The sequence below is a fragment of the Mucilaginibacter endophyticus genome (genome assembly GCF_003351025.1).
In the GTDB taxonomy this organism is placed as follows: domain Bacteria; phylum Bacteroidota; class Bacteroidia; order Sphingobacteriales; family Sphingobacteriaceae; genus Mucilaginibacter; species Mucilaginibacter endophyticus.
Map to the genome: position 1 here is coordinate 1,026,485 of NZ_QPCG01000002.1, position 22,121 is coordinate 1,048,605.

The 22,121-nt window shown below is 42.1% G+C and carries 18 protein-coding genes; 7 read left to right on the plus strand and 11 right to left on the minus strand.

Going from position 1 to position 22,121, the window contains the following annotated elements:
* Positions 1-178: 178 nt before the first annotated feature.
* Both DUL71_RS11730 and DUL71_RS11735 read left to right on the plus strand, forming a co-directional pair.
* Entirely contained in the window at positions 179-3,499 is a 3,321-nt protein-coding gene (locus tag DUL71_RS11730; protein WP_114938248.1) for a SusC/RagA family TonB-linked outer membrane protein, read from the plus strand.
* Positions 3,500-3,510: 11 nt separating this feature from the next.
* The gene (locus DUL71_RS11735) at positions 3,511-5,688 is read left to right on the plus strand and encodes a glycoside hydrolase family 3 protein (protein WP_114938249.1); all 2,178 of its coding nucleotides are present in this window, start codon (positions 3,511-3,513) and stop codon (positions 5,686-5,688) included.
* 127 nt (positions 5,689-5,815) lie between these two features.
* On the opposite strand, the gene DUL71_RS11740 is transcribed toward DUL71_RS11735, so the two are convergent.
* A complete protein-coding gene (locus DUL71_RS11740; protein WP_114938250.1) occupies positions 5,816-7,039 on the minus strand; it encodes an RNA polymerase sigma factor in 1,224 nt (407 codons plus the stop codon).
* 41 nt (positions 7,040-7,080) lie between these two features.
* On the minus strand, positions 7,081-7,431 hold the full coding sequence (locus tag DUL71_RS11745; protein WP_112571727.1) for a YciI family protein: 351 nt from the start codon (positions 7,429-7,431) through the stop codon (positions 7,081-7,083).
* A 214-nt stretch (positions 7,432-7,645) separates the two neighbouring features.
* Between DUL71_RS11745 and DUL71_RS11750 the strand changes: the two genes are divergently transcribed.
* Both DUL71_RS11750 and DUL71_RS11755 read left to right on the plus strand, forming a co-directional pair.
* The gene (locus DUL71_RS11750; RefSeq protein WP_114938251.1) at positions 7,646-8,632 is read left to right on the plus strand and encodes an aldo/keto reductase; all 987 of its coding nucleotides are present in this window, start codon (positions 7,646-7,648) and stop codon (positions 8,630-8,632) included.
* Positions 8,633-8,716: 84 nt separating this feature from the next.
* Positions 8,717-9,067 carry a TfoX/Sxy family protein gene (locus DUL71_RS11755; RefSeq protein WP_114938252.1) on the plus strand — a complete coding sequence of 117 codons (351 nt, stop codon included), beginning with the start codon at positions 8,717-8,719 and terminating at the stop codon, positions 9,065-9,067.
* A 169-nt stretch (positions 9,068-9,236) separates the two neighbouring features.
* Here the strand turns inward: DUL71_RS11755 and DUL71_RS11760 are convergent, their stop codons facing one another.
* The 3 genes from DUL71_RS11760 to fbaA form a co-directional block, all read right to left on the minus strand.
* Positions 9,237-9,662 carry a GNAT family N-acetyltransferase gene (locus tag DUL71_RS11760; RefSeq protein WP_114938253.1) on the minus strand — a complete coding sequence of 142 codons (426 nt, stop codon included), beginning with the start codon at positions 9,660-9,662 and terminating at the stop codon, positions 9,237-9,239.
* Entirely contained in the window at positions 9,613-10,137 is a 525-nt protein-coding gene (locus tag DUL71_RS11765) for a low affinity iron permease family protein (RefSeq protein ID WP_114938254.1), read from the minus strand. Before DUL71_RS11765 ends, DUL71_RS11760 begins: the two co-directional genes overlap by 50 nt.
* A gap of 100 nt (positions 10,138-10,237) precedes the next feature.
* Positions 10,238-11,317 (minus strand): class II fructose-bisphosphate aldolase, encoded by a 1,080-nt coding sequence (gene fbaA, locus DUL71_RS11770; RefSeq protein WP_112571736.1) that lies wholly within the window; start codon positions 11,315-11,317, stop codon positions 10,238-10,240.
* A 268-nt stretch (positions 11,318-11,585) separates the two neighbouring features.
* Here fbaA and accD point away from each other — a divergent pair, with 268 nt between their 5' ends.
* Complete coding sequence (gene accD / locus DUL71_RS11775; RefSeq protein ID WP_112571738.1) at positions 11,586-12,431, plus strand: acetyl-CoA carboxylase, carboxyltransferase subunit beta; 846 nt, start codon at positions 11,586-11,588, stop codon at positions 12,429-12,431.
* Positions 12,432-12,726: 295 nt separating this feature from the next.
* Complete coding sequence (gene htpG / locus DUL71_RS11780) at positions 12,727-14,610, plus strand: molecular chaperone HtpG (protein ID WP_114938255.1); 1,884 nt, start codon at positions 12,727-12,729, stop codon at positions 14,608-14,610.
* Between the two features lie 66 nt (positions 14,611-14,676).
* Here htpG and DUL71_RS11785 read toward each other — a convergent pair whose 3' ends face one another.
* Positions 14,677-15,324 (minus strand): hypothetical protein, encoded by a 648-nt coding sequence (locus DUL71_RS11785; RefSeq protein WP_114938256.1) that lies wholly within the window; start codon positions 15,322-15,324, stop codon positions 14,677-14,679.
* A 132-nt stretch (positions 15,325-15,456) separates the two neighbouring features.
* On the opposite strand from DUL71_RS11785, the gene DUL71_RS11790 reads away from it, so the two are divergent.
* A complete protein-coding gene (locus DUL71_RS11790) occupies positions 15,457-15,975 on the plus strand; it encodes a DUF4251 domain-containing protein (protein WP_114938257.1) in 519 nt (172 codons plus the stop codon).
* 124 nt (positions 15,976-16,099) lie between these two features.
* On the opposite strand, the gene eutC is transcribed toward DUL71_RS11790, so the two are convergent.
* The 5 genes from eutC to DUL71_RS11815 form a co-directional block, all read right to left on the minus strand.
* Complete coding sequence (gene eutC / locus DUL71_RS11795) at positions 16,100-16,855, minus strand: ethanolamine ammonia-lyase subunit EutC (RefSeq protein WP_114938258.1); 756 nt, start codon at positions 16,853-16,855, stop codon at positions 16,100-16,102.
* A gap of 145 nt (positions 16,856-17,000) precedes the next feature.
* Entirely contained in the window at positions 17,001-18,368 is a 1,368-nt protein-coding gene (locus tag DUL71_RS11800) for an ethanolamine ammonia-lyase subunit EutB (protein WP_114938259.1), read from the minus strand.
* Positions 18,369-18,476: 108 nt separating this feature from the next.
* Positions 18,477-19,826 carry an ethanolamine permease gene (gene eat / locus DUL71_RS11805; protein ID WP_114938260.1) on the minus strand — a complete coding sequence of 450 codons (1,350 nt, stop codon included), beginning with the start codon at positions 19,824-19,826 and terminating at the stop codon, positions 18,477-18,479.
* 281 nt (positions 19,827-20,107) lie between these two features.
* Complete coding sequence (locus tag DUL71_RS11810; RefSeq protein ID WP_112571752.1) at positions 20,108-21,037, minus strand: sugar phosphate isomerase/epimerase family protein; 930 nt, start codon at positions 21,035-21,037, stop codon at positions 20,108-20,110.
* A 476-nt stretch (positions 21,038-21,513) separates the two neighbouring features.
* Entirely contained in the window at positions 21,514-22,116 is a 603-nt protein-coding gene (locus tag DUL71_RS11815; RefSeq protein ID WP_114938261.1) for a Pycsar system effector family protein, read from the minus strand.
* Between the last annotated feature and the right edge of the window lie 5 nt (positions 22,117-22,121).

The window sequence follows — 22,121 nt, forward strand, 5'->3', positions numbered from 1 at the left end:
TCAGTCTATTACTCAAAACAGCGTCTTACTTCAATTTCCGGCAATATTATTTACAATATTTGCAATTGTTACACAGTAAATCCGTTCATTTACACTATTACCTGCGCTTATTATAAAATTTATGTAAATTTAGACATCCCTAATGGATGTTGACGACAGGTATAGGTTATCAGAATAAATGAAAATACGGTTTACGTTAATATTGTTCTTCAATTTACTAGCTATATTAACTGTATATTCACAAACCCGTGTCACTATTAATTTAAAATCAGCCGATTTTAAAAAGGTAATATCAATTATCGAACACCAGAGTGTTTATCATTTTGTTTACAGCGAAAGGAAGATCCCGAACCTGAACAAGGTTGATATAAATATTGAAAATGAAGATGTTAAAGCTGTTTTGGATAAGCTTTTAGCTAATTCAGGCTTTTCTTATACCGAGCTTGCCAATCACCTGATAGTAATTGCGCCCGTTGATGAAATAGTTAATATAGTTAAAATAACAGGTATTGTTGTTGACGAAAACGGGAAACCGCTTGCCGGGGCTACGGTCAGGGTAAGGGGCTCAACCATGGGTGCACCTACGGATCAGCAAGGTGCATTCTCTTTTGAGGCGCCGGATCAATCAATATTAATTGTAAGCTTTGTAGGCTACGTTACCCGGGAAGTGAAAGTATCCGGCACAGATCCTCTTAAAATCACACTATCGATAAATAATATCTTAAGCGAGGTTGTGGTGACCGCTCTTGGTATAAAAAAGGATGAGAAAAAAGTTGGTTATTCGGTAACGACAGTAGGCGGTGATGTACTTGATAAAGCCAAAGAATCAAACATAGCTTACTCTTTAGAAGGTCGCATAGCAGGTTTAAGCATAAATGGCGTTAATGGAGGTCCGGCGTCGTCAGCACGCATTTTACTCAGGGGAGTTACCAGTTTTGGTGCAAGCGCTCCGCTTTTTATCATTAACGGCGTGCCCATTGACAATACCCAGCGCGGCGCAGCCAATGAATGGGGCGGCGCAGATTTTGGCGACGGCATAAGCAATATCAACCCAGACGATGTTGAGAGCATGACGGTATTGAAAGGCCAGGCTGCCTCTGCACTTTATGGGGCGAGGGCCGCCAACGGCGTAATTTTGATCACTACCAAAACGGGTAAAAAAAATTCGGGCTTCGGAGTTGAGTTCAATACAAATTACCAGACAGATAAAGCGATTAACACTTTTGATTATCAAACAGAATACGGCCAGGGACTTTATGGCATCAGGCCGTCAACCGTAACCAGCGCCATCACATCGGGTAATTTTGGCTGGGGCGAAAAACTTGACGGCAAACCAACCATCCAATTTGACGGGAAGTACTACCCCTACTCTGCCGTTACCGATAATATAGAAAAATTTTACCGGCGCGGGTATACTTATACTAATACTGTAGCCTTTAATGGCGGTAATGAAACAGGTAGTTTTCGCTTATCTGCCTCTAATCTTTCTAATGGTTCAATTATTCGCAACAGCGGGCTTAATCGCAAGACTTTTAATATCACAGCCAATCAATCCGTAACACAAAAGCTTGAAGTTAACGTTGTAGCAAACTATATCAACGAATCATCAAATCTGAAACCAAACCTGAGCGATGGCCCTTTTAACGCTAACAATATTCAATATCTTGCAGCTAATGAAAGTCAGGCAATGTTACAACCTGGTTATACCAGTGATGGTGCCGAATTGCGATGGAATGGCGACACCTATACAACCAATCCATATTTCACTGTAAATAAATTCATTAACAATATCTCCCGCAGCCGTTTAATATCTGCATTAAGCGCCAGGTATAATCTAACTAACTGGATTTACGCCCAGCTCAGAATAGGTAATGATATTTTATATGATAAGAGGCTAACTGTTACACCCACAGGTACGGCATACTATCCAAGCAGCTTGGGCGGGCTCGATGAACAATCAAGCACACAACGATCTGAGCTTAACAGCGATGTTTTGATAGGTGTAAAGCATGACCTGATAAAAAACCTGTTAAGTTTTGACCTCTCCGCCGGGGCCAATATCAGAAAAAACACCTATGAATACACCCGGCTATATGGCGGCCCTTTTATTATTCCTAACTTTTACAGTTTTAATAACTTAAGTATAAAAAACAGCAGTTACAGCTATAAAAGCACCGAAACTCACTCAAGCTATTATTCGGTAGATTTTTCGTTAAAAGATTACCTGACAGTTTCAACCACTGGTCGTTACGATGCGTACTCAACACTTCCAAGTGACAATAGGGGCATTTTTACGCCTTCAGTATCTGCAAGCTTGCTGTTTACCGACCTTATTCACATGCCATTTATCAGCTTAGGCAAGCTACGTTTATCATATGCGCAAACCAGTGGCGAGCCTACCGATGCCTACGTAACAACACAGTATTACACTACCAACAGTTCGATAAACGGTGTTTCGATTGGCAGCTTCAGCGATAGCCTGCCAAACCTGTTTCTTAAGCCATACACTCTTACGGAAAGTGAAATAGGGATGAATCTGAAATTTTTAAATGGGCGGATAGCTTTGGATGTAGCATACTTTCATCGCAGAACAAGAAACGAGATTATTAAGGGTGACCTTGATCTGGCCACCGGTTTTGCAAGGCGCTTTATACCGACAGGCTCAACCCAAAACAACGGTATAGAAGTTGAATTAAGCGGAACACCCTTTAAAACTGCAAATTTTAGCTGGTCGCCCTCTTTTAATTTTACCTATGTACAAAACAAGATCCTTCAAACAGACGGAACGCCCGAATCTGCAAACATAAGTTTTGGTACTTATCGCCCGCTAAATGCTGCTACGGCATTGGTTAAAGGCTTACCCGGGCCACAAATCATGGCCAACGACTACCTTAGAAACGATAAAGGGCAGATTATTTTTGATGGAAATGGTTTACCACAGGCGGGGCCGCGTGTACCAATGGGCAGTGCTGTACCTAACATTTATGGCGGCTTAAACAATAACTTCGTATTCAAAAATTTCAACCTGAGTTTTCTGATCGATTACAGGTTTGGAAATAAAATACTATCGGCAACCAACTACAATAGTATTTACAGGGGCTTTAATAAGCTAACTTTAGTGGGCCGCGAAACCGGAGTACTTGGCGACGGTGTAAATGAAAGCGGCCAAAAGAATACAGTAGTGGCACAATCTCAGGCTTACTATCAGGCATTGGCCCAAAATGTATCGGCGTTGAATGTTTTAGATGGCAGGTTTATTAAATTGCGCCAGGTTACCTTTGGCTATAATTTCGCAAAAGATTTCCTAAAGAATACGCCATTTGAAAGTGTAACCTTTTCATTGGTAGGCCGCAACCTGTGGACGATCATGAAACGATCAGACAATATCGACCCGGAATCAGGCTTCTCTCCCGACATAAAATATGCCGGAATTGAGGGTGCAAGCCTTCCCCCAACGCATACTTACGGAATAAATATTAACTTTAAACTCAAAAAATAAATCACTCTAAAATGGCATCCACCATAAAACAAACTACCCTGCGCTGTTTGGCTTTACTAACGGTACTGTTAAATTTTTCTACCGTAAAAGCCCAGACACCTTTTTACAAAGACGCTTCGCAATCGATTGACTTAAGAGTAAAAGACCTTTTATCAAAACTAACCCTCGAAGAAAAGATCTCGTTATTAGGTTACCGCAGCCAGGCTGTACCCCGTTTAGGCATCCCGGCATACAACTGGTGGAACGAGGCATTGCATGGTGTAGCCCGTGCCGGTGAGGCTACTATATTCCCACAGGCCATTGGCATGTCGGCTACTTTTAATGATGACTTGTTAAAACAGGTATCAACAGTCATATCTACCGAAGCGCGTGCCAAATATAACCTGGCTATTGCGCAAGACAGGCACCTGCAATACATGGGACTTACCTTCTGGACGCCCAACATCAACATTTTTCGTGACCCGCGCTGGGGACGCGGCCAGGAAACTTATGGGGAAGACCCATTCCTGACCGGCCGTATGGGCTCGGCTTTTGTTAAAGGTTTACAGGGCGATGATCCTAAATACCTGAAAGCTTCGGCCACGGCGAAACACTTTGCAGTTCACAGCGGTCCGGAAGCTACCCGCGATAAATTTGACGCTAAAGTTGATGAAAAAGACCTTCGTGAAACTTACCTGTATGCTTTTCACGAGTTGGTTAAAAACCACGTTGAATCAGTTATGAGCGCGTACAACCGCGTTAACGGTGTACCAAATTCTATCAACAAAGTACTGCTTACCGATATTTTGCGTAAAGAATGGGGCTTTAATGGGCACGTAGTTACCGACTGCGGTGCATTGGATGATGTTTACCTTACTCACAAAACCCTGCCAACCGCTGTTGAAGTAGCTGCTGCTGCCATCAAAGCCGGTGTCGATCTGGATTGTTCATCTATTTTGCAAAACGACGGTATCAAAGCCATTAAACAAGGTCTGCTTACCGAAAAAGATGTTGACCAGGCCTTGAGCGCTATTTTACGTACCGAATTTAAGCTTGGATTTTATGATGATCCTGCCGCTAATCCATACCATGCTTATGGGGCAGACAGCGTTCACAACGAACAACATTTAGCATTAGCCCGTAAAGTAGCCCAGCAAAGTATGGTATTGTTAAAGAACAACAACAATGTTTTGCCATTCAAAAAAAGTAACTACTCAAGTATTATGGTGGTTGGGCCAAATGCGGCCTCACTTGATGCTATGATAGCTAACTACCATGGTACCAGCAGCAAGGTGATCAATTTTGTTGAAGGTATTACGGGCGCTGTTGATAAAGCTACCCGCGTTGAGTACGACCTTGGCTGCGATTATAAAGATACCACTCACTTTGGTGGTACCTGGGCGGCAGGTAATGCAGATGCAACTATTGCGGTAATAGGCCTCTCACCTGTTTTAGAAGGCGAAGCCGGTGACGCTTTCCTGTCGGAAAGTGGCGGCGATAAAAAGACTTTAAGTTTGCCTGCCAGCGAAATCGCTTTTATGAAAGAGTTACGCAAAAGCGTAAAAAACAAACCGCTTGTAGCCGTAATTACCGCAGGCAGCGATATTGATGTTTCGGCCATTGAGCCTTATGCGGATGCCATCATATTTGCTTGGTATCCCGGCGAGCAGGGCGGTAACGCGTTAGCCGATATTATTTTCGGCGAGGTTTCACCTTCCGGTCACCTGCCGCTTACATTTTATAAAGACATGAGCAACCTACCGGATTATAGCGACTACAATATGAAAGGCCGTACCTATCGTTACTATACCGGTCCGGTGCAGTACCCTTTTGGCTTTGGTTTAAGCTATACCACATTTAACTACACCCTGGGCAGCAAATTAAAAGCCACCTACAAAAAAGCAGACACCGTTGCCGTTACTGTAAACGTTAAAAATACCGGTAAATTCAATGGCGATGAGGTAGTACAAGCCTATATCAAATATCCCAACATTGACAGGATGCCGGTTAAGGAACTAAAAAGCTTTAAACGGATCAGCCTTGAACAAGATAAAGAAGGTACAGTTACCTTAAAAATTCCGGTTCAGGACCTGCAGAAATGGGACCTTGCTACACATAAATGGAAACTTTACCCCGGCAGCTACAAACTGGTACTGGGCAGCAGCTCGGCCGATGAAAAACTGGTAGCCGATTTTAAAGTGACTAATTAGTATTTTACTATAACAACCAAAGTGCCATTGCGAGGAATGAAGCAATCCCCGATTAGCAGGTTAGACCTGTATAGTTTGGGATTGCTTCGTTCCTCAAAGCAATGACGCTTTTTAGTGACAATTCATTCTACAACAAAGCCTTTAAATCCTTCATAATTCTGCTTTTATCTGCCGGGGTCTTAGCCTGTTTAAGTGCGGTTTGTAAATGTGACGCGGCCTTTTGATTATCTACCGAGGTATACAAATACCCCAGTAGCACGTGATACAGATGATTGCTATCAAGCTTTAACTTCTCAGCCTCAATAATAGCCTTCTCCTTCCCTTTTACCTTGGCTAAAGCATAAGTCCGGTTCAAAGCCGCTGCGGGCGAATAAGCGGCAATAAGCAACCTGTTGTATAACATTAATATATTTTCCCATTTTTCGGGCGTATCTGTTTTAACTGTATGCCAATATGCAATGGCGGCTTCAATATGGAATTTACCCGCTTCATTTCCTTTTGAGGCCAGGTTAAGGTAGTGTCTTCCCTTGGCTATAAGCTCATCATTCCAAAGCGTCCTGTCCTGATCATCGTAGCGAATCATTTCACCTGCCTCATCCATCCGGGCATCAAACCTCGATGCATGAAAACACATTAGCGATAATAAGGCATTTACTTCGGGCAAATTGGTCTGTTCATTTTCTATGAGGAGGTAGTTAAGACGCATGGCCTCCAAACACAGGTCTTTACGTAGTGTAGTGCTCTGGCAGCTGGAGTAATAACCTTCGTTAAAAAGCAGGTATAAGGTTTTCAATACTATGCCCAAACGACTAACAATATCAGCCGCCTCCGGAAAAACGATCTTCACTTTCCGTTCGCGCAGTTTTTCCTTAGCTCTGAACAGGCGTTTATTGATCGTTTCTTTGTTTGTTAAAAAAGCTTCGGCAATTTCGTCAATCCCGAAACCGCAAAGTATGCGTAGAGCAAGACCAATCTGCGCCTCGGCCGAGAGTACCGGGTGGCAAATGGCAAACATCATCTGCAATTGGCTATCGCTGATGTTCTGATCAGAAAGGTCGATCTCTACTTCATAATTTTCTTCCGCATCAAACCCCTCAACTATTTTTTGATTAAACCTTGTCCCGCGTCTAACATAATCAGTCGCTTTATTGCGGGCTACAGTATACAACCAGGCCTTAGGGTTATCAGGCAAACCTTTAATACCCCATGTTTCGGCGGCGGTGAGGAATGTATCACTGGCAATATCTTCGGCTGCCTCAATATGCTCAAAGCCAAAATAATGGCACAGTACCGCAATTATCTTTTGATATTCGGAGCGAAAAAGATGCGGTAAAAGCTGATCTTGCTGCATAAAAGAAGCCGCCTCCCGTATATGAGAGGCGGCAAAATTGATTACACTTCCATTGGGATGATAGGGCGAACTTCAACACTACCCCCTACCGATAATATCGGACAGCCTTTTGATAATTCGGTTGCCTCTTCCAGCGACGATGCTTTGATGATGCTATAGCCGCCAATAGCTTCTTTAACTTCAACATAAGGCCCGTCGGTTACCACATTATCGGGCTTTATTACACTGCCGTTTGTATCCAGCCTGTTACCAACAGCAACAAGCTTGTTTTGCGCGGCAATGCCGCCAATCCATTCGCGCCAGTAATTCATCATGGTTTGCATTTGCTCTGGCGACCGTTGTACCGCGGTGGCTTCTGCATCTCTTCTAAAGATCAATAAGAACTCGTTCATGTTTTCTTGAATTTAATGGTTAAAAACCAAAAGACGATCAGGCTTTGCTGAATTGGACAGGCGTTTGATTTTTTTTCAAATTAGTCAGAAAAACTTAATCTGCATAACTAATTTACCGGCCTATCGACCATAACCTTACATAGCGCTTATAAATTGAGGTTGATATGCTTTTGTTATTTCACGTACTTTGATCATATAACAATACTACCAAACCATGAAATACAGAAAATTAGGAAACACCGGGGTCGAGCTTTCGGCCATTGGTCTGGGCTGCATGGGTATGAACCATGCCTACGGTCAACCGGACGATGACGAATCGATAGCTACCCTCGAAAAATCGGTAGAAATAGGCATTAACTTTTGGGATACTGCCGATGTTTACGCCAACGGCCGCAACGAAGAGCTGGTATCAAAGGTATTGGTACCTCATCGTGATAAGGTTTTCATTGCCACCAAATTTGGTTTCAGGGCTGGTGCCGATGGTAAGCTCACTGAGTTTGATGGCTCGCCTGCATATATCAAAACAGCTGTTGAAAAAAGCCTTAAACGCTTAAAAACGGATGTGATTGACTTGTACTACGCCCACCGCATAGACCCAAATGTACCGGTTGAAGATATGGTTGGCGCCATGGCCGATCTTGTAAAAGAAGGTAAAGTAAAATACCTGGGCTTATCTGAGGCTTCGGCAAATTCTATTCGTCGCGCTCACGCGGTGCACCCCATCAGCGCCCTTCAAAGCGAATATTCATTGTTAACCCGCGATGTTGAGACTGAGATTTTGCCAGTTTGCAAAGAGTTAGGTATTTCATTTGTTCCATTTAGTCCGCTGGTGCGTGGTTTAGTCACTAATGCTTTAGATGTAACCAAACTGGCCGATAACGATTTCAGAAAAAGCCTGCCACGTTATCAAGGCGAAAATGCCGAAAATAATATGGGACTGGCTCACGAGTTTGCGCAGCTTGCTGCTCAAAAGCAATGTACACCCGCTCAATTGGCGTTGGCCTGGGTATTGGCACAGGGTGATAATATTATCCCTATTCCCGGAACCAAGAGAAGGAAATACCTGTTGGATAATGCGGGTTCAGTTGATGTGGAATTAACTCATGCCGACTTACAGGATATCGAAGCTGTTTTAGCCAAATATCCTGATACTGGCGACAGGTACAATGAGGCAAACTATAAATTCGTCGATAAAAATTAACAACTTTATTTCAGGCAAAGGCATTGGCATTGGCGTATAAAATTGCTATTCAACGACTTTGCCTGAAAATATAACCAATTAAGCATGGCTTACAACCAACAAATGGCCGATCGCATCCGTGAAGCGTTAATGGATCTGCCCGTAGTGGAGGAGAAGAAAATGTTTCAGGGAGTTTGTTTTATGGTTGACGATAAGCTATGCGTTTGCGTAGGCAATAATTACATCCTGTGCCGTATAGGTGAACAACAGGCATCAATTGAACTTGAGAAAGGTAATTGCAATCAAATGATTAATGGCGACAGGGTGATGAAAGGATATGTATACGTTGACGATTTCAACCTGCAAACCAATAAAGATTTAAACTACTGGGTCAATTTGTGCCTTGAGTTTAATCCGCTTGCTGAAGCATCAAAAAAGAGGAAAAGCAAGAAGTAAACGAGTTTGGGATCTAAACAAAAAGAATGTCATTTCGAAACGAGGAACGAGTGAGAAATCTTATACTCCCAGTCAGGCGTCCCTGCTTATTGAGCATGCATGCCGTATAAGATTTCTCCTCACCTTCCAACGCACGCCGTCCGGCCGGGCTCGTCGAAATGACATTTTGTTATTTTTTCACCATTTTATAATGCTTGATCCCGGCTTCTTCAAATTCCGGCCCTGATGCTTCAAAACCCAGTTTAGCATAAAAAGGTACAGCCTGAGTTTGCGAGTTAAGGTAAATATAATCAGCACCGGCGGGTAAATCGGCCAATACGGCTTTCACCATCTCCGCTCCTAAGCCAAAGCCTCTAAATGCTTTAAGCACGGCGAAACGTTCCAATTTATAACCGTTTTCGGTTTTACGCCAGCGGCATGCTCCCGCGGGTTCGCCATCAACAGTTGCTAAAAAATGATGTGATACGTCTTCGTTCTCGTACTCCAACTCGGGCGGGCAATTTTGTTCAACAACAAATACATCGCGCCTGATAGCATGAACTATATCAAGTTCGGCTTGTTCCGTTACTTTTTTTACTATGATTTTTGCGGGCATTGATGTAATGAGGTTTTGTTTTAAAGTTATTAAGCTTGGTAGTATGATTTTCCCTTGCCGCATCAATAGAATGCGTGCAGGTGATATCGTCCTCCTCCTCGGCCAAATCAGCCAGTTCTACATAAAACTTATGCAGCTGATCAAGCTCTTTTTCGGTAATATCCTCAATATCAACCATCCGGTTACTTGCACCCTGGTGCGATGCAAGCAGCTCGTTTAGCTTCAAATGTATAGCTTTTGAATCTTTGTTTTGCGATTTCTGGATCAAAAAAACCATCAGAAAGGTAACAATAGTAGTCCCGGTATTGATAACCAGCTGCCAGGTATCTGAATAATGAAATAAAGGTCCGGTTATCCCCCAAACAATGATAACTCCAAATGCTATGATAAATGCTCCCGAACTTCCGGTTGCTATAGTTGCCCAGTTGGCAAAACGCTCAAATAAATTCTTTTTCTTTTTTGTGTTTGTAACCATGGTAGCGGATTTTATTGTTTTGGGGAATGCCTGCTGCCATTAAACAACAAAGCGCCTGTACAACAAATGTACAGGCGCTTTTGTTAGTTTTTGATGAATATTATAATTTGCTGTATACGTCGATACAGTTAAGATCTTCGAAAGCAACAGAAAGCCTTTTAACAAAGTTTTCTTCGCCTTTGCGTAACCAAACGCGCGGATCATAGTATTTTTTGTTTGGAGAATCCTCGCCATCGGGGCTACCGATCTGGCTTTGCAGGTATCCTTCTTTTGATTTGTAGTAATCTTTAATACCTTCCCAGTAAGCCCATTGCATATCGGTATCAATGTTCATTTTGATAGCACCGTATGAAATAGCTTCGCGGATCTCTTCCTGGCTTGAACCAGAACCACCGTGGAACACAAAGTTGATAGGTTTTTCGGCAGTTAAACCAAATTTTTGTTTAACATACTCTTGTGAGTTATGCAAAATAACCGGTTGTAACTTAACGTTACCTGGTTTGTAAACACCATGTACGTTACCAAAAGCAGCAGCCACGGTAAAACGAGGGCTTACTTTTGAAAGGTGCTCGTATGAATAAGAAACCTCTTCTGGCTGAGTATACAAACGTGAGCTGTCTACGTCAGAGTTGTCAACACCGTCTTCCTCGCCACCGGTAACACCTAATTCAATTTCAAGGGTCATACCCATTTTAGCCATACGCTCAAGGTATTTAGCCGAAATTTCGATGTTCTCTTCAATAGGCTCTTCCGAAAGGTCAAGCATGTGTGATGAGAACAAAGGTTTGCCTGTTTCAGCAAAAAATTTCTCGCCATGATCTAACAAGCCGTCAATCCAGGGTAATAATTTTTTAGCGGCATGGTCTGTATGCAGGATCACTGCTACGCCATAATGCTCTGCCAAAAGGTGAACGTGCTTTGCAGCAGATACACCACCTAAAATACAGGCCTGAAGTTTTGAATTATCCAATGATTTGCCGGCGTAAAACTGTGCACCGCCATTTGACAGCTGGATAATAACCGGAGAGTTAACAGCTTTAGCTGTTTCCATAACTGCATTGATAGTGTTAGTACCAATAACGTTTACCGCCGGTAAAGCAAACTGATGCTTTTTTGCTGCTTCAAATAGTTCCTGCACCTGATCGCCGTGCAGAACACCTCTATAATTTTTTAAATCCATTAGCGTTTATTTGGGGCTCGAAGTTATAAAATTTCTTTAAAACAGTTAGCAATCTTAAAAGTATATTAAAACGATAGTAAAAATCGGGTTAATTTGAAAATATTACATAATTCGCTAATAATCCAATCCTTTTATTACAAAAATAACATTAAATAAGTATTTTAGATTCGAGCAAACAATTTGCCCCGGTATAACTTTTTATATACCGGCACCACATGTTTAATATTTTTTGTTTCTTTGTACCCAATTGAAAGAGTTAGACACAGATATGGCATGGTTTAAACGAGAGTTGAAAGGGATAATTACGACTACTGAGGAAAAGAAAGAAGCCCCCGATGGCATCTGGAATAAATGCCCTAATTGTAAGAAACCTTTACACTATTCAGAACAGGTAGAAAATCAATATGTGTGCCATTACTGTGGCTTCCACCTGCGCATAGGTTCAAAAGAATATTTTTCGGTACTATTTGATAATAACGAGTTTACAGAACTTTTCCCTAATCTTACTTCCGGCGATCCGCTACATTTTGAGGATACCAAAAAGTACACCGACAGGCTTAAAGAAACTCAAAAGAAAACAGGTTTAAACGACGCGATAAGAGCTGCCGCCGGCAAAATAGACGGTCAGGACATTGTTATTGCATGTATGGACTTTAACTTCATTGGCGGTTCAATGGGGTCGGTTGTTGGTGAAAAGATAGCCCGTTCTATCGATTATAGTATCGAACATAAAGTTCCTTTCCTGATGATCTCAAAATCAGGTGGTGCACGTATGATGGAAGCCGCGTTTTCATTAATGCAGATGGCTAAAACATCGGCCAAACTGGCGTTGCTTGCACAGGCAAAAATCCCTTACATATCATTACTTACCGACCCTACTACGGGAGGTGTAACAGCATCATATGCTATGTTAGGTGATATCAATATTGCAGAACCGGGTGCGCTGATTGGTTTTGCCGGTCCGAGGGTAATCAAAGAAACAATCAAAAAAGATCTTCCTAAAGGTTTCCAGACTGCAGAGTTTGTTCAGGAGCATGGTTTCCTTGATTTTATTGTAGACAGAAGAGAAATGAAAGAGAAGTTAGCGTCATTTATCAAGATGATGGCTAATTAACGATATGTATCAACCTTGATGCGGTAAGGGATAAACTTAAATGTTTATCCCTTATTTTTTGCACTTACTTCAATAATCGTCATTGCGAGAAGCAATCGCAAACTGTGCAGTGGCTCTTGTACAGCCGCGCTGTAAAGCTGGGGATTGCTTCGTACCTCGCAATGACGTGGAGAGTTACGCTTCAAAAATCTGTTTGGCTGAGTCCCCTGCCATTTTGACAATACAATAACAATTGGAACACACATTGATGTTGCAATTGCGACAAACATTAAATCAATCCTATTAAAATATAGTTATGCAAGAAAAAGGCAGCATTTCGATCCACACCGAGAACATTTTCCCGATTATCAAAAAGTTCTTATACTCTGATAATGAGATATTTTTGCGCGAGCTGGTATCAAACGCGGTAGATGCTACCCAAAAAATTAAACGTTTAGCTTCATTAGGCCAATACACCGGCGAACTTGGCGACCTGCGTGTTGAAGTTGCTTTTGATGCCGACAAAAAGACCATCACCATTAGCGATAATGGTATCGGTATGACCGCCGAAGAGATCAAAAAGTATATTAACCAAATTGCTTTTTCAGGTGCTACCGAATTCATGGAGAAATTCAAGGAAGCTAAAGATGCCAACGAGATCATCGGCCGCTTTGGTTTAGGTTTTTATTCGGCTTTCATGGTAGCTGATAAAGTAGAGATCCAAACCTTATCCTACCAGGACGGTGCAGAACCTGCTTTCTGGGTATGCGATGGCAGCACTGAGTTTGAAATTGGCGATGGTATTTTAGAAGAACGCGGTACCGAGATCACCTTGTTCATTAACGATGAATCGGCAGAATTTTTAAGCCAGTACAAACTGCAGGAGATCCTTGATAAATACTGCAAGTTTTTACCTGTGCCTATTAAATTCGGTACAAAAACCGAATCTGTTGAAGACGGTGTTGACGAAGAAGGCAAACCAAAATATACTTCAGTTGAAGTTGATAACATCATCAACACTACCAACCCTATCTGGACAAAAGCACCATCTGAATTAAAAGACGAAGATTACCTTGACTTTTACAAACAGCTTTATCCATTTAGCGAAGATCCTTTATTCTGGATCCACCTTAATGTTGATTATCCTTTCAACCTCACCGGTGTGTTATACTTCCCTAAGCTGAAAAATGATTTCGAGTTTCAGAAAAACAAGATCAAATTATTCAGCCGCCAGGTATTTATTACCGACGAGGTAAAAGACATTGTTCCTGAATTTTTAATGCTGCTACACGGTGTTATTGATTCACCGGACATTCCGCTTAACGTGTCAAGGAGCTTTTTACAGGCTGATAGCAATGTTAAAAAGATCAACAGCTATATTACTAAAAAAGTAGCTGATAAATTGGCAGACCTCTTCAAAGCTGATCGTAAAGCTTACGAAGAAAAATGGACTGATATCGGCCTGTTTGTTAAATACGGCATGGTGAGCGAAGACAAGTTTTATGAAAAAGCCAAAGATTTTGTTTTAGTTACCAATACCGATAAACAAAACTTTACCCTGCCGGAGTACAAAGATAAAGTTGAAGCTAATCAAACCGACAAAGATGGTCAACTGATTTATATTTATACTAACGATCCGGCAAAACAGGATTCATTTATCCAGTCGGCCAATAAAAAAGGATACGATGTATTGGTGATGAACTCGCCTATCGATAACCATTTCATTAGTCAGTTAGAGCAGAAGTTAGAAAAAACATCGCTAAAACGTGTTGATGCTGACGTAGCCGACAAGCTGATCAAAAAAGATGACGCGCTTGAAACCGTGCTTACCGAAGAGCAAAGTACCCAGGTAAAAAGCATTTTTGATAAAGCTATCAACAGACCAGCTTACAATGTTCAAATTGAAAGTCTTAACCCGGATGAGTTACCGGTTACCGTAACTATGGATGAGTTCATGCGCCGTATGAAAGACATGGCTGCTATGGGCGGCGGCATGAGTTTCTACGGTAATATGCCAGACAACTACAAAGTTATTGTAAATGGCAACCACAAACTGGTAAGCCGCATCTTACAGGAAGAAGATGAAACCGTTCAAGCCCAGCTTTCAAAACAAGCATTTGACTTAGCGCTGTTATCGCAAGGTTTATTGACCGGTGCCGATTTAACTGAATTTGTTAAACGCAGTGTTAGCTTGATATAATACTTTGTTTTATAAATAGCAATTCCAATATTGTTAAGGCCATCTGAAAAACAGATGGCCTTTCTTTTATCTTGAAAGTATTTCCGCCAAACTTTCTTTTAGCGGAATAATTTCAAAAGGGTCATGTGTTATTTTACAGATCTGACCATTGCTTTCAATTCCTATAAAATCGCCATCTTCCAGGTCACGGACATGATAAAAAGTCCTTTCCTTTAGATTAACCTCGTAAATTTCATCCGGATCTATTAGCTTAATTTCATCCTCATCTAATATTTCCTTAAGATTTTGATAATCTCTTCGATAATCATCAGGATCATGTCGCCTGATGTAAGAAGCTACATCGGCACTGGTTACATCAATAATATTGTCGGCCAATCCTTTTATACTATAACCTGTAATAACCTCTTCGCTAACAAATATGGTATAATCAAACCAGTTGTCCCCATTTATATCCTGTACCTTTATATTTGAGATTTCATAATCTCTTTCGCCCCTACGCCTAAATTCATTGTACTCATCTGAATAAGGAAAAGCAATGAAATCAGGATAAGAATCACTATAGCTAACAAGCGCCGAGGTAAATAGATCTGCCTCTATCTGATCATTAAGTTTCCCAAAGTCTGCGGGTAGTTTTTCAATCGTTTTATACATAAGCACTAATTCCCAATCCTGCACCGGCCGCCTGGTTCGTTTTTTATTGAATAGTCTGAACATGATTTTCCGATATCTCTTTAGTGCTTAAATCTACAGAATTGCCCATGGGCTTTTGTTTAAAAGATTGTTTAAATTTGAGTGTGCTTAAACCTAAATAACGCTTTATCGTCTAACCACTTAAACATTTATATTATGAAAATATTAAACAAAATAGCCCTTTTGGCTGCATTCATATTTATTGGGGTTAACGTATCCCACGCTCAAACAAAGGCCGAAAAAAAAGCAGCCAAACAAGCTGAGATCAAAAAGATGATAGAAGATCAAAATTTTGTATTCAAAGCAAATTATGCTTTGCCAATGCGGGGTGGAACCAGGCCGCTTACCTCTGATTACGATATCACGATAAGCAAAGATACCATTGTATCATTCTTGCCTTATTTTGGCAGGGCTTATGTAGCCCCACCTCCGGGAACAACAGATGGCGGTATTAAAGTAAACACTACAAAGTTTACATACTCGTCGACCCCAAAAGGTAAAGGCTGGAATATCACTATTAAACCCAAAGAAAAAAACATAGCCGACTGGCGCGATGTGCAAACATTTAACCTGAGCATTTCGCAGGATGGCTATGGCTCATTACAAGTGATCAGCAGCAACCGCGACCCAATATCATTTAACGGTTACGTTGAAGCGAGGAGAAATAAGTCGTAAGTACGAAGTTTTAAGTAATAAGTCATGAATTTCAAATTTAAAGCTCGAAAGTATCCAAAAGCCTACTTTCGAGCTTTTTAGCATGTACCTTCTGACCTAAAACTTCTGACTCAGAACTTAAGAATTAAGACTCTATCAACCCGGCATTATCTTTCAATTCCACTCCGGATAGCTTTCGTTTAAACGCTTCATTAATTAAATAGAAGATCTTTTTTGCAGCTTTTTTATAGGTCAAACCTTTATGGCGAATATTGGAAACGCAGTTACGTGATTCATCGGTTAAACCGGGCTTGGGATTGTAGGTAAGATACGCCCCAAGGCTATCAGCAGCGCTCAGGCCGGGGCGTTCACCAATCAGAATCAATGAAAGTTTGGCATTAAGGCCGTAACCGATATCATCGCCAATAGCCACCCTGCCCTGCTCAACCAGGCTTATAGGAGCAAGTTTTAACCCGTTTGCAAGTAACAATGGAATAAGCGCATCCAGCAAGCCCACAGCGTTCTCTTTCACCGCTGTGGCCGAAAGTCCGTCAACAACAATGATAGCCACGTCACTTTCAAGGCGGTAACCGTTCAACTCATTTAATGAAGGCTCATTAAGCCTGCGCCCAAGATCGGGCCGTTGCAGATATTGCCGCCGGTCGGTTACTTTACTTTGCAGATGCAAAACGGGCAGCCCGAAATGTTTAAGGGTATCGGTTAGCATACCTAAATCCAACTCGGAATATACGGCATCCCGCGCGTGGGCATGAGCCAGCTTAAATTCAAGCGACTGCTTTAGCGGGATACTCGTTCCCACCCGACCAATAGCAATTCTCGCCGAAGTAAACTCCTGCAAGGCCTTCAATGGCTCAATTTCCTGTGGGATGTTTCGTTTCATTTATGTTTATTAATCATGTCATTGCGAGCGAAGCGTTGCAACCGCACGTAAGCATAGCGGCCCTGTATAGCAAGCGATTGCTTCGTACCCCGCAATGACATATTTTTTTTCCTTATTCTTTCTGCCTTTTATCTTTCGCCTTTAATCAAAATCCTCCCAACAAGCCATGCTCGCTCACAGGCAGCATATTCCCCCTTTCATCAACAATTCCCTGCTTTATCAACCAATGCTCAAACTCAGGTGCTGGCTTCAAGCTCAAAACTTTGCGCAGGTATAAAGCATCATGAAATGAAGTTGACTGGTAATTAAGCATAATATCATCCGAGCCGGGAATGCCCATAACAAAGTTGCAGCCCGCCACTCCTAACAGGGTAAGCAGATTATCCATATCATCCTGATCAGCTTCAGCATGGTTGGTATAACACACGTCAACGCCCATGGGCAAGCCTAAAAGCTTGCCGCAAAAATGATCTTCAAGTGCAGCACGGATAATCTGTTTGCCATCATATAAATACTCCGGCCCAATAAAGCCTACCACTGTATTTACCAGTAAAGGTTTAAACTTACGGGCAACAGCATAAGCCCGCACCTCGCAAGTTTGCTGATCAACACCAAAATTGGCATTGGCAGATAAGGCGCTGCCCTGCCCTGTTTCAAAATACATAACGTTATTACCCACTGTGCCCCGCTTCAATGACAACGTCGCCTGGTATGCTTCCTCAATCAAACTTAAATTAACTCCAAAGCTGGCGTTAGCTTTCTGGGTACCTGCTATGGACTGAAAGCAAAGATCAACCGGTGCACCTTCATTAACCAGTTGTAATGTGGTGGTAATATGGCTCAGCACACAGGTTTGCGTCGGGATCTCAAACCTATTCCGTAACTCATCCATAAGCGTCAACAGATTGCTTACCGCCGCCGGACTGTCAGTTGCCGGGTTAATGCCGATAACGGCATCACCGCTGCCAAATAACAAACCATCGATAATACTGGCGGCCACTCCCCGTGGATCATCCGTAGGGTGGTTAGGTTGCAAACGGGTACTGAAATGCCCTTTTAAACCTATGGTATTCCGGAAACGGGTAACTACCTGGCACTTATTGGCCATGGCAATCAGATCCTGATTGCGCATCAGTTTGGATACTGCAGCCACCATCTCCGGTGTTAATCCTGGAGCTATGGTTGTTAAAGTAGCACAATCTGTTTCATCACTTAATAACCAATCGCGCAATTCACCAACGGTTAAATGGCTGATATGACTAAAGGCAACTTCGTCATGTTCATCAATAATGAGCCGGGTAATTTCATCATCTTCGTAAGAGACCACCGCCTCGTTCAAAAAGTTTTTGAGCGGCACATCAGCCAGGGTAATTTGAGCGGCCACACGTTCTTCATATCCACCGGCGCAAAGCCCGGCCAACTCATCGCCCGAGCGATAAGGAGAGGCCTTCCCCAGCAATGCTTTAAGATCAGGGAACTTATAAACCCGGTGATGTATATTGTGGCGGTACATTCTCTTGTATCATTATGTCATTTGGTCATTAAGTCATTTTATATAACGACTATTCACATTATATAATTAGTCGTCGGTCATTATTCACAAAGCGGATAAGCAAATGACTTAATGATTAATGACTTCTTCTATTGGTGCACTCATCATATCTTCGGTTAGTGCAACTTTATGTTTGCCCATCGCTATAAAAATCAACAGCACAATTGCCAGCCCACCTGCAAAAATGAGGCTCATATCAGGGTTGAAGTATATGGTTGCTATCAAACAACCCACACAAATTACTAATGCAATTGCCGGAAAAACCGGGTATGCAGGGGCCAAAAATGGCCTGCTTAAACGGGGCTCCTTTTTGCGCAGTATAAACAGGCTCAGCATGCTCATAATGTACATCACTACCGCGCCAAGTACCGACAACATGATGATCTGATCTGTTTTAAATTTATAAATAAAGATAGAGCTTACTAATCCACTCACTACAAGCGCCCAATGCGGGGTTTGGAACCTGTGGTTAATATCTGACAGCATACGCGGCAAATAACCGCTGCGTGCCATCGCGAAAACCTGCCTTGACGACGCAAGGATGATCCCGTGCAGCGAAGCTATCAGGCCAAACAAACCTATGCTGGCAAATATTTTGGTTAAGCCGTTACCCTTTCCCAATACTATGCCGATGGCTTCGGGTAGCGGATAATCTAAATGACTTAGTTTGCGCCAATCGGTAAGTCCGCCGGTAATAATCATTACACCTAAGGCCAATACTACAAGGGTTATTATAGCCGAAATATATCCACGTGGAATGTTCCTTTTAGGGTTTTCAACTTCTTCGGCAACCATGGCAACACCCTCAATGGCCAAATAAAACCAGACAGCAAAGGGCAGCGCAGCAAATACGCCCGCCCAGCCAAAAGGCATAGGGTTAGTAAGGTAATTATCCATTTTAAAATGAGGCGAAACAATGCCCAGGTAAAGTGCCAGCTCCACTACGGCAAGTATGGTGATGAACACAGAAAAGGTCGCCGATTCCTTTACCCCCAGCATATTCAAAAGAATGAAAAACACATTAAACCCCATGGCGGCCTCAGTTATGGGAATGGCCGGGTATAAAAAATGAAGATAGCTTCCTAAAGAAACCGCTACTGCGGGCGTAGCAACCAGGAAATCAACAAGGGTAGCGTAACCGGCAATTAGGCTTCCAAATGGCCCCATTGCCCTGTATGCATACGCAAAAGCACCGCCGGCGTGAGGAATAGAGGCAGTGAGTTCGGTGTAACTAAAAATAAATGTGATGTACATCAATGTGATAACCAGCGTGGCTATCAACAGGCCTATTGTACCCGATACGGCCCATCCTAAATTCCAACCAAAATATTCGCCCGAGATAACCAAACCTACGGCAATGGCCCATAAATGGATAGGTTTTAAAACCCTTTTTAAATGTTCTGTAGAAGTTTCCGCCATACACCGCCGCTATAAACAATAATTTATTGCCTTAAATTACTCATATGGCAGGTTAAATCAAAATTACGGTACGTTATGGAATTGTTAAGCAGTTCTTTTTCATAAAACACAGTAATTTATAACAATATCTCATCACAAATAATTCAAAAATCAAAAACAGCACAAAAACACAAATCATAAACATCCTCACATAATAAAAACAGCCGATAAATCTCGTTTACCGGCTGCCGTTCTAATATAAAAACAATCAATAGTTAGCTAATTCAAATACACCAATTCATTTATACCATCAGCTTATCCTTCAAATAGCCCATACTGGCAGTTATACTGGCAAAAGCATCTTTAGGCATATCATGCTCTACAAAAAAGTGTTTCATCCCTGCTGATTTTGCCGCCGCGAAAATTGGTTTAAAATCAATGGTGCCGCCACCTACAGGTTGTATATTTTGCCTGGCGGCATCCAGATCCTTCACATGCCAAAGTGGGAAACGGCCCGGATGTTGTTTAAACATCTCTACCGGATTCTTACCTGCCTTAACAGCCCAGGCCAAATCAAGCTCCATTTTTACATTATTCGCGTCGGTTTCACTCAAAAGCAGGTCATATGGTACCTTACCATCAACAGCATGAAACTCCATATCATGGTTATGATAGGCAAACTGGATACCAGCTTTTTTAGCCGCTTCTCCTGTTTTGTTCAGTACCTCAATAGTTGATTTTATTTCATCAAGCGTAGCCGTTGGCGAATTGGCGCAAACCAGGTATTTAACGCCACCTTCCGCAACTTCGTCCACTACCTGTTGCATATTATCACGCAGGTTCAACACAGGTGGCAGCACCATCGGTTTGCCGTCGGCACCAACAGGCATTTTTGCTCCCGGAGGCAGCTTAAACGGCGCACCCAACACGTGATGCGAAACCCAATTCATCCCTAAATCGTTCGCCGTAGCTTTAAACTCTTTAGGTTTCATACCGTAATAGCCACCTTTTTTACTAAAGGCCGATTCCAATTCTTTATAGCCTATAGCCGCAATTTTGTTTAGCGTGCCCTTAACATCTTCATCAATAATGCCGAAAAAGGTAAATAGCTGTAATCCTACGGGATGGTGCTCCATATTACTTAACAAACTTGCCGCTTTACCCGATAAGGCCATGCCGCCAAGCACCAACGCACCGGTGCCTTTAATAAAATTTCTTCTGCTGTAATTCATGCTTTGATACTGGTTAATAATTAACTGGTACAGTAAAGCTAATTAATTAAAAATGAGCAAAGAAATTTTATTGTGTCTTTTTTACACAATAATTTATTATAAAAGCTAAAAGCAGAATGACGAAAGCTTAAGGTCGGTAATGAATAAATTCACGTCGTTATATTGCATCCAAACTACAATAGCTGATTTTCGGCACATATGTTATGGTTGGTAAATTAGTAGTTAGCACCAGAGGTGCCAAAGGTTTGTAGCATTAAGATATGACAGATTTTTCGTGTGCCAGAGGTACACAACACAGATAGATTGCTAAGAATATAACCTTTATTACAATTATATACACGGGCGTTGCCTCCGGCCCGGGCTATTCGCTGCAAGTCCTCACTTTACCAGTGCACAAACCCAACGCACGCTGCGGGTTTTACGCTTCTATCCCTAACGCAGAAATGGGTTTAAATAACAGTTTTGCGTATCCTAAATCAAACAATCTCGGGCAGGCTGTTGTGTACCATTGATGATATAATGAAAGTAATAATGGCTATAATAAGCCCGAACATGAAAACATTATAGGCGGCCCTGAGCAAGCGGTATTTACGGCCCAGCACCACACCTTGGGTATGAATATCTTTGATCAGGCTATCGTATAGATATTCTTTATCATGGAGTACATTCTTCATACCGGCTGCAAAGTCATCAAGCTTCATCCGGTAAAAATTGCCAAAAAACAGCAGATTGGCTTTTTTGTCATCAATATCTTTGGTACTGAACTTCCCCCTTGGTATAGATGGCCGGGTAGACAAAATAGCGAGGATCATAGTAGCCAAACTAACCGTAAGCAGCAGATACGACGGCAATACCAGGAAAGAGTTATCTTTCAATTTCCGCAGAACCAAACTGATAATGGCCGAAATAATGATAGAATTAACGGTGATCAGGATCTGGGCCTTGTTGTCGGCCATATCGCTCAGGCGTTGATCGGTACTGGCTGTAACCTTTAGCAGGGTTTCAATGCCTAAATCTATATCTGCTATCTCCGCAGCCTTTTGCGGCAATGTTTCCGGGCCGTCTGCCATCGCTTTCATTTTAT